The following is a 14,017-nucleotide window of genomic DNA, read 5'->3' as shown; positions in this document are numbered from 1 at the left end:
ACTATGCACCACTCCATTTCTCTGCTAACTGTGAAGATGTTGTTAAAGCTGTAGATAGAATACCGTTCATAAGAAGTATTCCAATCATTGCTCCAATTCCACCACCAAAAGTCGTTGTACTATTTTGCAAGTCTGCAATACCTAAAGCATAGATATGTACACAAAGTATCATTATCATTCCTTCAAACGCTAAGGCGACAGCATTCATAATAAATCGTTTCCCAGTTCCACTACCGTCTTCCCAAGTTCCAATCGCAAGTGGAATCGGTGCAAAGGCAAATGCCAAAACAATTTTTATTACTCGTGTAACGATTTGAGATATACACATAACAAATGTTCCAATTAAAGGAAGATAAATAATAATAAATACCACAAACAATACAAATGGCATGATACTCCAATTTATAATAGGGATTGTAATTCCACCTTCAGCAGTATCTATCAGTTCTTTAATCATTTCTCCAATAGAAAATTCTGTACCTGTTTGAAAGTTAATTGTGTTTATAACCGTATTCGTAAACTCATTTCCAATTTTCATAATCATATTTAAAAACTCATAGGAATAGGTAATTAGCATCTTGAATATCAAAAATCGTGCCACACTCATAATAATTCGCTCCCAAGAGATACGATCAATTTCCATTGCTTTTTTAATCAAGTCAATCATCACGAATACAGTTAATAAATTCAATCCTAATGATACAAACGCACTATTTAATATCTCTGCCAATGTTCCGAATTCAGATGCAGTAATTGTATTCCAATCACAAAATTCCTTGGCAGTTAATCCCATGTTTCCTAAATCAATATTAAAACCAAATAGTGAAAAAGCTATATCTAGTAACGATTGTGCAATTTCTCCTAATGAATCCCACATTGTTTTTCACTCCTTTCCTAAAAAGACAGGGCGAATATTTTTACTCGCCCATACATCTTATAAACCAAAAATATCAGGTGCTTGTGCAATGGCAATTAGCATAAATCCTGCCATTAAAGTCATTAACCCACGACTCTTTCCTTCAGCATCATCTCTTTGCCACCCTAATGCAAATAACACACCACCAACAAGTCCTACAACTCCACCAATCTTCATCAACCAGTCACACACGAAATCAATAAATTGGTCGATAGAATCCGTATTGGAATTGACTGCGAGTACATTTGTCATATTCAATACCATCATCATGGCTGTCGTATTTACGATAAGCCCTGCTTTTGCGACTTTTTCTCTTGTCTTTTTAGACATATTGTTTTTCATTGCTGTTAGTTTTTCCATTTCCATAATCCTCCTTCTTAACAACAAAAAAACAGGCACCTTGCCTGCATATAAAAAATGCTCCCCTTATTTCTATCCCTTCATTTCTAAGGGCATCACCCCTTTCAATAAAATATATAGAGTAGCTAAGATATGCTATTTTATATCGCTCCAAACAGCTTTCAGTTTTCCTTTTCCATATTTTGCTTCAAGCTGTGCTTCCGTTACTACTTTCATTTCAAATGGCTCTTGTACAGTACATGGTACTCCAACCGCTTTCATCAATTCTTGCTGTTGCTTTGTTTTTGATTTTCTAGGTTTTTTCATTTCTTGTAGATGATCGTACAATTTCTCATGATTTTGTTTCCATTCTTTTGTTTTCTTAAATTCAGGATCTTTTGTACCATCTTGTTCTACCCATGCTTCCCACATTTCTTTATAATCATCATGACTTTTTAAGTCATACAATTCAGAATAGAAAGGTTTTGTTCCTGCCATTAACAAAATTCCATGTCCTGCTTCCAATTCAGCTAACTCATCCATGGTTGCTAGTTCTCTACCATATACATCCCAGTTTTGTGAGGATGAACCTTGTCTTGAATAGGTTCGCCCTGAAGACTTTTTATATAAGGTCTGTTTCCCTAACATGGTACTCATATATTCCAAAGTTTCTTTTGAACGAGAACCTAAGAAAAAGATGTAGTCACAACAGTCTAATGCTGTTTCCCATTCATCTTTATAGATTTTCTTTAACTGTGATAATGACTGAAGAATAATGGCAATTCCACAATCCAAGCTACGACAATATGCCCAAAATTCCAAGAAACGATTGATTTTCCCCAGTTGTCTAAATTCATCCATATAGATATTACATGGAGTTTGCAATCGTCCACCATTTGCTTGTGCATTTTGGTCGATTATTGTGAATATCTGTGAATACATGATATTCATCAAGAAGTTGAATGCATTGCTGTTAGGGTCAGAAATAATGAAATAGGCAACTCGTCCATGTTCCCCTTCAGGAGCATTGACAGACATACCAATGCGATCCAGTTCCATAGTGTCATTGTTTGTCATTTCATCTACTTCACGCAAGTTGAAAGGAGCAAGTCGGGCTGATGCCGTCATAATAATGGTGGACATCATCTTTGGAGATTTTGCCGATACAACAAAATGTTTCCACTGTTTGATACCAATGTTATTAGGATCACGACTTTCCCATTCATCAAATAAGTTTCTAAGTTCTGAATTTCCTTCTTTGTCAGGTTCTCCCTTACGAATCAGTTCCATGATTTTTCTGAAATTTCGTTCTTCGATTGGATAATTGAAAATCACATAGTAAAACAATGCCTGTAAGAATACCATTTCTGCCTTTTCCCAAAAGGGGTCACCAGTATTGGATTCAATCGTTTCTGATTTTGTATTTTCCATAATCGTATTGATTAGATTCATGACATCATCTTCAGCAATATTTCGTCCTTCATCCATCAATTCTTGTACAATATCCTGACGGCTTTCATCACTATCTAGGTCTAACAAAAACGCTTCTTTCGGTAACTTACGAATATATTTCAATGGATTATAATGGTCGCTTCGCCATTTATCCTTGATATTTAAAACTCGAATATCATATCCTTTTTTCTTTAAACTCATTCCTGTAGCCTTTAAAATTTCTTCTTTAGGGTCAGTAACGATAATTGTTTCAGCCATTGAATTTAAAATATTAGGAATTAACCAATATCTTGATTTCCCAGTTCCAGGTCTTCCTATCAAAGTGCAGTTTCGATTTCGTTTAGTCACTTTCATATTTTTAGAAAAGATTTCTGTCTTTGTGAATATCCAATTTTGATACATATCCTTTTCACGCATATCTTTCGTAAAATTAGGGTCATTCCATTTCGCACTACCAAACGCTTCTTCCTGCATATTCTTTTTATAAGAAGAATGTAGAGTTTCATAAATCATCCACGAAAATAACGCTAAAAATGAACCTATCATCAGTGTAAATTGATTAAAGATAAGAGGCTCAAATGAAAAAAATTGATCGCTTGCTTGGTTTAATACCTCAAACGACCACTCTCCATCATTCAATTCCACCAGTGTTCCTAATCGTAAGCCAAAATAAAACACAATCAGTAGTACAAGGACTACAATGACTGTGTTGCTTTTATATTCTCGTTTTACTTTCATATCTACTCATCCTCTTTATTTAACTCTAGGTCAAATTCATTCAATGAGCTTAAATCTTCTTGGTTTGCCATATCTTTTTCTGCCCACGAAATACTGTTTTCTTTATTTTCCATTTGTACGGAATCCTTGTTTAAATCTATGGACTGTTCTTGTTGCTTTAAGTCTTCGTGGGCTTGTTGGTTTTTTAATTTCATTTCCCTATCAATCATCTTTGTTTGATGTTCGGATACATGAATTTCGTAATTTCCATCTTCCTGCTTACGAGCAATATAATCATATCCCTCATATTTTTCTCGAAAATTTTTCATTTCTTCTTTTGGTACGATAGCGTGAATTGGTGCATCTCCATTTTTGAGATTTTGTAGCGTTTCGCCACCATTTGCCCCATATTCAATAATCTTATGCCCGTCTGTTCCCATGATTTCTTCCATACGCTCACGAGAACTTTTATGATAGACAACCATGACATGATCTTCATCTTGAAGTGTTGCACCAAAAACTTCTTGAGAACACATATCTTCATAATGCTCTACAAACTCTTCTTTTGTAATGATATGACGGCAGGTATCTGCATGAGGAAATTCAGCAATCATTCGATTTCCATATTCAATGCCCTCTTCCATTGATTCTACCGTTAATTCCATATCTTCCATCTTTAATTCAGGCACTAGGTTTTCGTCCATTTCTTTTTCAAATACACTGTTATCAAAATCCTTTGTCAATCGCATTTCTCGTATATCTGCCAACATTTCATTTAATGCATTCGAGTGTCTTTGATTGACGATAAAGATATATTTATTTTCAGCTGGCATCCTATTTTCCTGATTTACTAAGTTCTGATATTTATCAGCCTGCGATTCACAAAACTTGCCTAATAAAGAAAAACGCTCATATTTAACGGCTCTGTCTTTCCATTGTGCTAATTTAATATCATTCTTTGCCATTTTCTCTTGGTTATGAATAGAAATACCCCTTCGTATTTCTCGTCCTGATGGTTCTACTTCACGATAAGTTGCAAGTATTTCGGCTTCCCTTAATTTAGCAATCATGACCTTTGCTTCTTCTTTGGTAAGTTCAGGAGTATGGATCAGTGTTTTATTCGGTCCGTCCTTCTTGATAGCATTTAACGGATTCGCAAACATCTTGATGCCGTAAAGGGTAAGCATCTTTGTTAGTTTTGCCAACCCTTTAGTTGCTTTTGCTGAATACTTTACGGCTGTTCTTTCTATCGTTTCCCCTGAACGCTGAATATCCATTTTAGTATCATTCATACGATTTCACTTCCTTTTCTAATTCCTCTGTCGCTTCCATATTATCTATATCAATCGAACCTTTGGTAGATTCGTTATAAAGGTAGTCTATGTCTTTGGCACATACAAGTCCATTGAATTCCCCTGATTTTTTATAGGCAGAATATTCATGATATGGTGTAGATACCAAAGCAATCTGATTATCATTGATGCGTTCCAATTCCTTTTTATTGACTCGCACATATCCATAGGTACGGTCTTTAAAGATGGGTATCTGTACAAATCCATTCGATTGTTCCACCAACTTATTCTCATCTACGACAGCCCATACTTTCTTTCCTTCTGAAGATAAAAACATATCCAGTTCATTAAAAGAAATATTCCCTTTTAACTCCATTCCATCACTAACATCTTTTCCTACGGATATAGTAGAAATGGTTTTAAATTTGTCGATTCCCATCACTTCGGGTGTCACTTCAATATAACTTCTCCCTTCTACATAACGCACACTTGTTTTAGGAATAAACAAGGTATATCCCTGCATAGCACTTCGCACCATCAATGTACCCTTCTCATTGTTTAGAATCAAATGAACTGGAATACGATATTTTTGAAATTTCTGTACCATTTCCGTAGAACGAGAAGGTATATCCAATTTCTTTTTCATGATTGGATTTCCTTGCTGTTTCCTTTTTACAGGTGTTGATTGTAAGTTTTTATTCATTGCTAAATTTATGTCAATGGATTCTTTCTTCTTTGTCTTATCTTCCCAACGCTTCATCAAATCATTACAATTCCATGTTTCCTGCTGTTGCCCATCCGAACGATAAATCGCAAAGGTATCTTTCGTAGATACTGTTGCCACTAAAATTTCTCGATTTGCCGACCATTGTGTATCTTTTTTAGGGATATACATATATTTCTTCGCCATTGTATTAGGAATTCTAACAAAATAAGAATCGTCTGTTTCTCTTGTTATTAAGTTATGGTGGACAGTGAAAGTTCTCTCTTTAGATACTGTTTTCTCTTTTTGAATACTTTGTTCAACTTCTTGTTTTCCATTGCTTTTTTGTGGGGTTGCAATATTGTTCTTTGTCAATTTCAAACTTCCACCACTGTTGTTGTAAAGTAGAATGGATTTAAAATCTTTGCCATCTGCTGTCTTATACTTTGGATCAATCGCAAACAACATAGATTTATCAAAAATAGAACTATAAGAGAAAACCGACATTCCTTCTTTTTTTCCTATCCATTTCATTTCTAAAGCCTCTAACAAGAATTTTGCATTATCAGAACCTTCTATATCAATGATTCCTGATAGTTCTTGATATTTATTAACAATATATAATTCATCAATATGCTCGAATTCTAACTTTTCATCATCTGTAAATGTCTTTTCAAATTGCTTAACGACCAATCGTTTTTGTTCCATGTCCAACTTCATTTGTGCTTGTTGTCCAATCGTATTCTTTACGAATGTTTTATTGAATACATTTTCGTGTTTAAACTTATGTATCGTTTCATATCGTAACCACAGTTCATCATTTACCATAGTGTCCTGCACTAAAGCAGGAATCAATACCTTATCAAGTTCAGGAGAAAGGTATCGTGTAGGGTCTTCATGGAAACGATTTAAGATATTTTGACGAAGACGATCATAATTCTTTTGATAGAACTCCACCATTGTCTTATCTCCTGTTCGATTGACATAGGTATTGGAATTACTGATGATATATCGTTCCATCAGATTGACTTGGAATTGAAAGATAGGATTTGTTTTTTCTTCCAGTGACAAAGAATGAATAATATCATCCACTTCTTCTTTTGAATAAGTAGAATGTTTTGCTACATAATCTTTGAAATTCATCTCATCATATGAAGTTTTTATAAGTTCATCTTTCTTTGCTTCGTCATAGGCATCTCGTATGGTTTCTGTATTGAAATCCTTACCTAAGAAATACTGATTTTTCATCAGATATTGAAAGCCTGATACTCGTGCTTTTTCTAAATCCTGCTCTACTGCTCCTGCATTAGCGAAATCCCAAAGGTCTTTGCTATCCTTATCTTCTGCAAGTTGTAGATTTTCTTTGACTGTGTTTAAATCTACTACACTAACTTTCAATTTCTTACTCATTAGTTCAGGGATTTCTTTTACCATTGCATTTCTTCCTGCTTTATCATTATCTCTCATCAATATGATTTCACAATCCAATCTGCGTAACATAGCGATTTGCTCTTCGCTAAAAGATGTTCCCATAGTCGCAACAATGTTACGGATGTTCATTTTATTTCCACCTGCAACATCCATAAATCCTTCTACTACATAGATTTTATCGTTGTAGGCATAATTTTTCGCAATATTGAAATTGTATAGATGGTTGGATTTCATGAATATCTCTGTATTTCTACCATGTAGATATTTAGGTTCTTCGCCATGAATGGCTCGTCCACTAAAAGTAACGGTATTCCCTCGTTCATCCATCACTGGAATCAAGATACGATTTCCAAAGACGGGATAATAATTTCCTTCTTCATCTTGTCGAATAAATCCAGTTTCCAATAGATGTTCTAGTGGCAAAAAAGTTTTATCAATCCACTGCTGTATTTGTTCATAAGAAATATAACCAAACTGTAATTCTTGAATCAAGTCTTCTGTAAATCCTCGATTAAGAAGGTATTGTTTTGCTTCTGTATTTCCTAAACTTATCAGATTGTAATTGGCAATCTCTTTGATTTTATTCAGCGTATTTAACAAAACTCGTTCATGCTCTGTATAGATACGAGAATTATGAGAATATTGTGCATTTAGTGAATTTTGATTGTTTTGTTCTTTTGGAATATTCAAATGACAAATATCAATTACCTTATTCATTGCATCTCGTACTGTAAATCCTCGATTCCCTAACACTTTGTTTTCATACTTCTGAACAAAAGAAATTGCATTTCCACTTTCATTACACACAAAACATTTCCAAATCTTGTCGTCACGGATACTCAAGGATGGGTCGTGATCGTCATGAAAAGGACAAACTGTTTTAAAATCTTTCCCTTTCTTAACAATCTTTAAACCATATTCTTCCATGACTTCACGAACGCTTGCTTGATTGATAATCATCTGATATTTTTGTTGAAACATAGAGTTTTGTTGTTCTGCCATTTTTCCACCTACTTTCTTTTAAAAAAATAGGAAGTCACTTCCTATTTCTCTATATCTTCCATTTCTTCTTCAAGTTCTATATCTGTTTCTTGTTTTTTTTCCATCAATGTACAATTATCCAATACATAATCCAATTCATCCAACATTCCTTGAATTTCTTTTGCATCTTCTACAAGTTCACTAGGCGAAGGTACATTCATGCGATTGTCATCAACAGTTCTTGCTTCTAACCACATGGCAATATGTTCCTCTTGATCAAAATTCATTGCATACTCACAAATTTGTTCGACTGCTTTTTCTAATGACTTATCATGTTGAATACAAAAAACAAAATCTTCTCCTGCTGGCGAATATTGTTCAATTTCCCATGAAGTTCCACCATCATAGATTTTCCAATCATGAGCTTCGAGTAAATCTCTTAAATCGTCCAAAGATTTCAATGTTGTCATTTTCGCTTCATAACGGAGAATATCTTTATACGATAACCATTCAGGTTTAATTGGTACTTGATTATAGTATCGTTTCATTGCGTGAATGTGGTCTTGAACTGTGTCAGCCCATAAATTCCTCTCGCTTCGTTGTCCATAGCCTAAGTAATACTCACAATCTTGTTGTAATCGACCTAACATCATATATTCATGTTGATACGAACCATCAATCATCATCTGCATTTCATTCGATAAACACATTCCATATTCATCTATTTCATTGAACGACATTTCAGGAACCATATCATACAATTCTAATAATAAATCATCATCATAAACGATTTCGTCATTTTCTACTTTCTTATAATGTCTATCAATGACAATTCCTATCAATTCCTGTACCTTGTCATTTCCATACACTTCAGGCTTTTTCTCCTGCAAGTCTTTAAAAAATCTTTCCTTATCAAATCTCATTTTATTTACCTCTTTTTTCTTTATTTTCAAGATTTCATTCATTTCATGATGGATGATTTCACTGTTTACCATCTATCCTCTGCAATATCCATTTCATATTCTTCAACATCTTCTTTTACTTCATCTAGTTGTGTTTCTGAACCATAAGATTTACTTTTTGATAAGTCCTGTTCAACTTGACTTTTTGTAAGACATTGTTTATCATATGAAGTAGATAGAGCATTTATAAGGTTTATGGGCAATTGGAGCTCGGCAGACTTTATAAATGCTCTACTTTTTTCATTTACATAAAATTTCTTGTTCGCATCATATGTTCTTTGAATTAGGCTTTCTAATTTCTCTTTATCATAAATTGAAGTAATTTGATTAACCACATACTCCCCATACTTTTTATCTGTTCTACAGATAGCTATGTAAGGTAATTCAAATGTATCACTCTTTCTGTTTAGTACGAATACTATACTAGTTTCTTGTGTTAAACTTTCAAAAGCCAAACAACTTTCTCTAATATAGTCATCAATATGACTAACAAAAGAAAGATCAAGCGAGTGCTTCCTTTCACACTTTATTACAGTTTTTACATCAATACATAATGGTTTATCTAAATCAATATCCATAACTAATTTTAATCCTTCTGAATTGGTAGATATTACAAATGGATAATTATAGTCATATTCTCCAAACATGAAATCAATAAGTTGTCGTTCAAAACTATCTATAGTACCATCATCATGGACTATGTTTTTATTGATTTTTCTCAATGTATCTATCTTTGTCATTCATCCACACCTTCTTCCAAATAAAAAATAGGAAGTGACTTCCTATTTTTCAAATTCATCTAGTTCTAAATCTTTTTCTTCATCAATGCTTTGTGTTTTCTCTTGTTGTTCAGCATCTAAACCATCTAATTTAGTCATTACATCTTTTTTTGAATATGCTCCAAAGTATTCTCCATCTTTACCCCAAATTTCAAAACTCTCGGATAATCTTAATTCTTTATCAGGATAACCATAAATCGTTCCTGTTACAAGTCCATAGTCAAAGTCTTTGAGAAATTCTCCATTTTCATACTCTTCATAAAGATGAACATACAATCCATTTTGTTTCATATACGCATAAAGTTCATACTCATATTTTTCAGTACCAAGTGGTGCTTTATGTTCTTTATTGAATTTTTCAATTTTATCATAAACTTCTTGCATATCCTTTAAAGATTGTTGATACACTTGCTTCTTACTTTGTGATTCTTGTTTTTCTTTCAATTGTTGTTTTTGTTGCAATGCATCTTTGAACACTTGAAATTGCTTTTCATTTTTTAAATCTTCAATAACTTGTTCATATGTTGCAAGTGTCCACACTGTATTTCCATCTGTTGTTTCTCGTATAACCATGATGTATCCATTTTCAACTTGTAAAATTTCTTCTTCAATACATTGACGAACTAAAGAACGAATTTCCTGTTCTTTCTCTAAATCATTTAAGTTCCAATCTAAATGTTTTTCTTGGATATATTTATCCCAACCAATCCATCTTTCATTTTCCCTTGTTAATAATCCTTGTTTGGTTAATTCAAATGTTTTTGAACCAATTCTTTTCTCATCCATATCCTCTATAAACATGACAGAGTTATATCCCATCAAGTTGTTTATAGAAAGATGCCCGATATGTGTTTCTACATTATCTAGTACATCACAATCAATGACATCATACTTATGATTATTGCCAATATTATGAAGACTTGTATAATCTTTAGATATTTCAAAACGATAAGGCTTTAGATATTCATTTAGCAACTGTCTTGTTTTGTCTTGAGAAATATATAGGCTTCCTAATGAAGTTACATCTTCTAAAATCAATATTCGTGCATCAATCATGTGTTTTAATTTTACACTTTCCATTAAATTACAAAATTCAACAATTCGTTTATTGCTAGAAGTAAATCTTTTTTCCATTTTAACCACCTACATTTCAATTTCATCTAAGTCTTCTTCAATTTCATTTCTTTCTGTAGATATTTCTTCTTTTCTAATATTGAACAAATCAATATCGACTCGATCTTCTAAATTTTTGAAGACATCAAAATGCTTATCAATAATTCGACAAACCTCTATTTCGTTACTGGTTAAATCTTTTCGTATCCAAATAGAGCTTGCATTTCCATTACATTCATAATCAATCAAATTATAATTGCCATTATACGCATCTAGGAATTCTTTTACAGTTTCCTTTTCATACTCACTAAGTTCTTCCATATCTGTATAAGAAAAATCCTCTTTTAACTGTTGTAAATCTTTATTCAACAACGCATTACACTCTAAACAACAATCTTCAAAAATTTGATCCCCTGTCAATTCTATATCAAATTGTTTTAAATCTTTTATCACATCATACACAATATCCGAATCAAATATTTTTAATTGTGTTGGACAATAATCATCTAGTAATACTCCTATAAAATGTCTTAAATCTCCCGCATAAGTAAAATCATATGTATCCTTCATGTTTTTCTATCTCCTATTTTTCAAGTTCATCTAAGTCCTCTTCCATTTTACTTTCTTTATCAAAATTGATGGTTTCATGTTTTAATGCTTCCTTTGTAAAACATTCCTCTTCAGGACTTTTGTGATAGATAAGTGTTTCTTCTGAATCGTTTAAAACAATCTCTATAGCTTCTTTTTCATCAATATATTCCATTGTTTTGAACGCATCTTTTACATCCTGTACTGGATAATAATCAGCCAAGCCTTGTTCCCTACACATTTCTGTAGCCCATACTATTAAAACAACATCTGCGTTTTCATATTTCTTATTCACAAATTCTAAATTGGACTGAAATTGCATGATTTTTTCCTGCGTTTTGGATTCTCTTTTTTCATTTTCATAGTAAACTTTTAAACATCTGTCAGAATATCTATCTATATCAATATTTACCAAGTCTTGTAAACTGATATATTGCTTTCCATCTACTTCAAGAATATTTACATTACCTTGTTGAAAGTCTTTTAGATATTCCATTTTCAAGAAATCATTTAATTCCATACCTGCTGTAAAAATGTATTTATTTCCTACCAAATTGATTTCATCACTATCTATCCATTCATTAAATAAGGTATCAGGGTATTGCCAATCAACAGCATCAAATAAGTGACTCGATATTTCTTCTTGATAATTCGTAAGTACCAAAAAATCTTTATGGCTATATCCATTGTCATTTTCTGCTTCTTTCACACTCTCGGCAAGTTCTTCAAGAGTGATTTCATTGTTATAATAGTGTTTCATAGCTTCTTTGATTTGTTCTTCATACGCTTGATAGCCATATTCTGAAATATAACTTGCTTCATAGACATCTCGATTATAGGCTTCTGAATTCTTATATCCATACCCTTGTTCCAACTGTCCATCAAGAAGAAAATCTATCTCTACTTTTTGTTCATCATTTCGTAATCGAATCTTTTCTCCTGTGTCAGCTTGCTCACGATTTACTTCCATAGGAAATATTTCTTGTAATTGTTGTAATACTGTTTTCTCTAACATTGCTACACCTTCTTTCTAAACCTTATTTGCTTATATAAAAAAATGCGACCAAGTAATCACATTTCCATGTCTATATCCTTTGCGAGTAAAAATTCATAAATATTAAATGGTTGTTCATCTTCCCATGAAACAAGCGATTTATATCTCTTTTTCTTATCTTCTACAAAAGCAGAAATACTATATCCATCAAATTTTTTATTATTCCAAACTTTTTCGCCTTTTTCCAAAGGATATAAGCCATGATCTACAAAGAAAATTCTTCCATCTTTATTGCAAATCAACCAATCATACCCCACTCCATTCATATCATATAATTCTTGGATTGCTCCTTTTGACAGCTTTTTTCCTTGATAGATACATTCTTCATGTTTCTTTAAATATTCATCAAAATAGGATTCATTTGTATAGTCATGCTCATAGAATGAATTTTCCAAAAATGTCAAAAACAAGTTTTTAACTTCTGATGGAAACATATCCATAGTAATCAGTTCACTTTCTTTTTCAAAATGTGAATATCGCCAAATCTTATTTTGTAAATCTAGCAAACATTCTTTTTCATCTTGTATATCTGCTTTTAAGTTCAGATTCTGTGCTTCGATTTCTTCATATCTTTCAATTTGTTTTGATAGAACTCCCATTAGCTGATTAAAATCATCTTTCTTAAATTTCATCCAAACTCTGTCTTTTCGCATATTTACCTACTTTCTAAGATATGCTTTATATTTCCATATCCATCTCATCTAAACCTTCTTCGATTTCTTCATATTCTACATCTGTTTCTTGTTCTACCATTGGATGATCTTTTAAATATATTTCACGCTCTTTTTCGTATTTCTCATACATTTCTACTAACATTTTCAAATCAGGCAATGTAGCCATATATTCAGAATCGTTATATCCTAACTCATTCACAAGATAATCGCATCTTTCTATAAGTTCATCAATATATGTATAAAAGATAGGGGCTTTATGTCTATCTTTTAAATCACGATTGATATACCTCGACACATTATCAATCTTATCTTTTTGATATAAGATTCTGCCTTGTAAATCCATTTTATCTTCATATGGTAAAGTCAATGTATAAAAATAGCCGTTTAGTCCACTGTACCAATGTTCAGAGAATAACATTTTACTGCCATCTAGTTGTTTTACTGGTTCAGTCAACAAATAAAGATTTCCTCTAACTCTTGGTTCATTATCATATTCGACAACAGGATAACTTTCTTTGTCAGCTTTCATTCTGTCAAAAGAATCTTTCCATTTTTGATATGTATCAACAATCATTTGTTTTGCTTCTTTCTCTGTTTTGAATTGATAAATGAATCCATTTTTATAAACACGATTATTTGGTAAAAGTCCTATAAAGTTTTCTCCCTTATAATTCGGTTTTTGTACAGTCCATTCATAATGATAGCCAAGTGTATAACCATCAATGAATTGAGTTTCTAAATCTTCTTTTGCTATATAATATATTTCTTTTGGCTTTTCTACTTCCTGTTCTTCTAAAAAATCAAACAATCCAATTTGTTCCATTTATTGCACCTTCTTTCAAAAAAATAGGAAGTCACTTCCTATTTTTTTTACTTCTGTAAATTTTTGACATTTAATAAATTCACGCATTTTTAGTCCACCAATAGTTGTAATCTAGTATGTTTCGTGCCTGCACTTGTTGGATTTTCACTCTGTTGCCCTACCAACCCCTTGTAGAATCCAGTATATTTCGTAT

Annotated in this window: 12 protein-coding genes; all 12 read right to left on the bottom strand. The window is 32.5% G+C overall.

The window, feature by feature from the left end; translation table 11 throughout:
* Window position 1: 1 nt before the first annotated feature.
* A complete protein-coding gene (locus ACLUJM_RS02365) occupies window positions 2–877 on the bottom strand; it encodes a hypothetical protein (RefSeq protein WP_002610990.1) in 876 nt (291 codons plus the stop codon).
* 57 nt (window positions 878–934) lie between these two features.
* Window positions 935–1,276 carry a DUF4134 domain-containing protein gene (locus tag ACLUJM_RS02360; protein ID WP_118654677.1) on the bottom strand — a complete coding sequence of 114 codons (342 nt, stop codon included), beginning with the start codon at window positions 1,274–1,276 and terminating at the stop codon, window positions 935–937.
* A 135-nt stretch (window positions 1,277–1,411) separates the two neighbouring features.
* Window positions 1,412–3,445 carry a VirD4-like conjugal transfer protein, CD1115 family gene (locus ACLUJM_RS02355; protein WP_002610993.1) on the bottom strand — a complete coding sequence of 678 codons (2,034 nt, stop codon included), beginning with the start codon at window positions 3,443–3,445 and terminating at the stop codon, window positions 1,412–1,414.
* Between the two features lie 2 nt (window positions 3,446–3,447).
* Entirely contained in the window at window positions 3,448–4,716 is a 1,269-nt protein-coding gene (locus ACLUJM_RS02350; protein WP_002610995.1) for a hypothetical protein, read from the bottom strand.
* Entirely contained in the window at window positions 4,709–7,852 is a 3,144-nt protein-coding gene (locus tag ACLUJM_RS02345) for a CHC2 zinc finger domain-containing protein (RefSeq protein ID WP_002610997.1), read from the bottom strand. Before ACLUJM_RS02345 ends, ACLUJM_RS02350 begins: the two co-directional genes overlap by 8 nt.
* Before the next feature lie 41 nt (window positions 7,853–7,893).
* A complete protein-coding gene (locus ACLUJM_RS02340; protein WP_002610999.1) occupies window positions 7,894–8,826 on the bottom strand; it encodes an LPD11 domain-containing protein in 933 nt (310 codons plus the stop codon).
* On the bottom strand, window positions 8,820–9,533 hold the full coding sequence (locus tag ACLUJM_RS02335; protein ID WP_002611001.1) for a hypothetical protein: 714 nt from the start codon (window positions 9,531–9,533) through the stop codon (window positions 8,820–8,822). Before ACLUJM_RS02335 ends, ACLUJM_RS02340 begins: the two co-directional genes overlap by 7 nt.
* A 42-nt stretch (window positions 9,534–9,575) precedes the next feature.
* Entirely contained in the window at window positions 9,576–10,706 is a 1,131-nt protein-coding gene (locus ACLUJM_RS02330; RefSeq protein WP_256292657.1) for a hypothetical protein, read from the bottom strand.
* Window positions 10,707–10,715: 9 nt separating this feature from the next.
* Complete coding sequence (locus ACLUJM_RS02325) at window positions 10,716–11,255, bottom strand: hypothetical protein (protein ID WP_256292658.1); 540 nt, start codon at window positions 11,253–11,255, stop codon at window positions 10,716–10,718.
* Between the two features lie 13 nt (window positions 11,256–11,268).
* Complete coding sequence (locus ACLUJM_RS02320; RefSeq protein WP_256292659.1) at window positions 11,269–12,288, bottom strand: hypothetical protein; 1,020 nt, start codon at window positions 12,286–12,288, stop codon at window positions 11,269–11,271.
* A gap of 56 nt (window positions 12,289–12,344) precedes the next feature.
* Window positions 12,345–12,959, bottom strand: a complete 615-nt coding sequence (locus ACLUJM_RS02315; RefSeq protein ID WP_240272728.1) for a hypothetical protein — start codon at window positions 12,957–12,959, stop codon at window positions 12,345–12,347.
* A 46-nt stretch (window positions 12,960–13,005) separates the two neighbouring features.
* Window positions 13,006–13,824 carry a hypothetical protein gene (locus tag ACLUJM_RS02310; protein WP_002611009.1) on the bottom strand — a complete coding sequence of 273 codons (819 nt, stop codon included), beginning with the start codon at window positions 13,822–13,824 and terminating at the stop codon, window positions 13,006–13,008.
* Window positions 13,825–14,017 lie beyond the last annotated feature (193 nt).

Origin of the sequence: Finegoldia sp., assembly GCF_046991905.1 — a bacterium.
Classification (GTDB): Bacteria; Bacillota; Clostridia; order Tissierellales; family Peptoniphilaceae; genus Finegoldia.
This window is presented reverse-complemented; position numbering and strand designations above follow the sequence as displayed.

What these genes read in the sequence shown, in the direction of transcription:
- ACLUJM_RS02345 (WP_002610997.1), bottom strand. Translation starts at nt 7,852, where the DNA reads ATGGCAGAACAACAAAACTCTATGTTTCAACAAAAATATCAGATGATT.
- ACLUJM_RS02315 (WP_240272728.1), bottom strand. Translation starts at nt 12,959, where the DNA reads ATGAAATTTAAGAAAGATGATTTTAATCAGCTAATGGGAGTTCTATCA.
- ACLUJM_RS02365 (WP_002610990.1), bottom strand. Translation starts at nt 877, where the DNA reads ATGTGGGATTCATTAGGAGAAATTGCACAATCGTTACTAGATATAGCT.
- ACLUJM_RS02335 (WP_002611001.1), bottom strand. Translation starts at nt 9,533, where the DNA reads ATGACAAAGATAGATACATTGAGAAAAATCAATAAAAACATAGTCCAT.
- ACLUJM_RS02310 (WP_002611009.1), bottom strand. Translation starts at nt 13,824, where the DNA reads ATGGAACAAATTGGATTGTTTGATTTTTTAGAAGAACAGGAAGTAGAA.
- ACLUJM_RS02340 (WP_002610999.1), bottom strand. Translation starts at nt 8,826, where the DNA reads ATGGTAAACAGTGAAATCATCCATCATGAAATGAATGAAATCTTGAAA.
- ACLUJM_RS02360 (WP_118654677.1), bottom strand. Translation starts at nt 1,276, where the DNA reads ATGGAAAAACTAACAGCAATGAAAAACAATATGTCTAAAAAGACAAGA.
- ACLUJM_RS02320 (WP_256292659.1), bottom strand. Translation starts at nt 12,288, where the DNA reads ATGTTAGAGAAAACAGTATTACAACAATTACAAGAAATATTTCCTATG.
- ACLUJM_RS02325 (WP_256292658.1), bottom strand. Translation starts at nt 11,255, where the DNA reads ATGAAGGATACATATGATTTTACTTATGCGGGAGATTTAAGACATTTT.
- ACLUJM_RS02350 (WP_002610995.1), bottom strand. Translation starts at nt 4,716, where the DNA reads ATGAATGATACTAAAATGGATATTCAGCGTTCAGGGGAAACGATAGAA.
- ACLUJM_RS02330 (WP_256292657.1), bottom strand. Translation starts at nt 10,706, where the DNA reads ATGGAAAAAAGATTTACTTCTAGCAATAAACGAATTGTTGAATTTTGT.
- ACLUJM_RS02355 (WP_002610993.1), bottom strand. Translation starts at nt 3,445, where the DNA reads ATGAAAGTAAAACGAGAATATAAAAGCAACACAGTCATTGTAGTCCTT.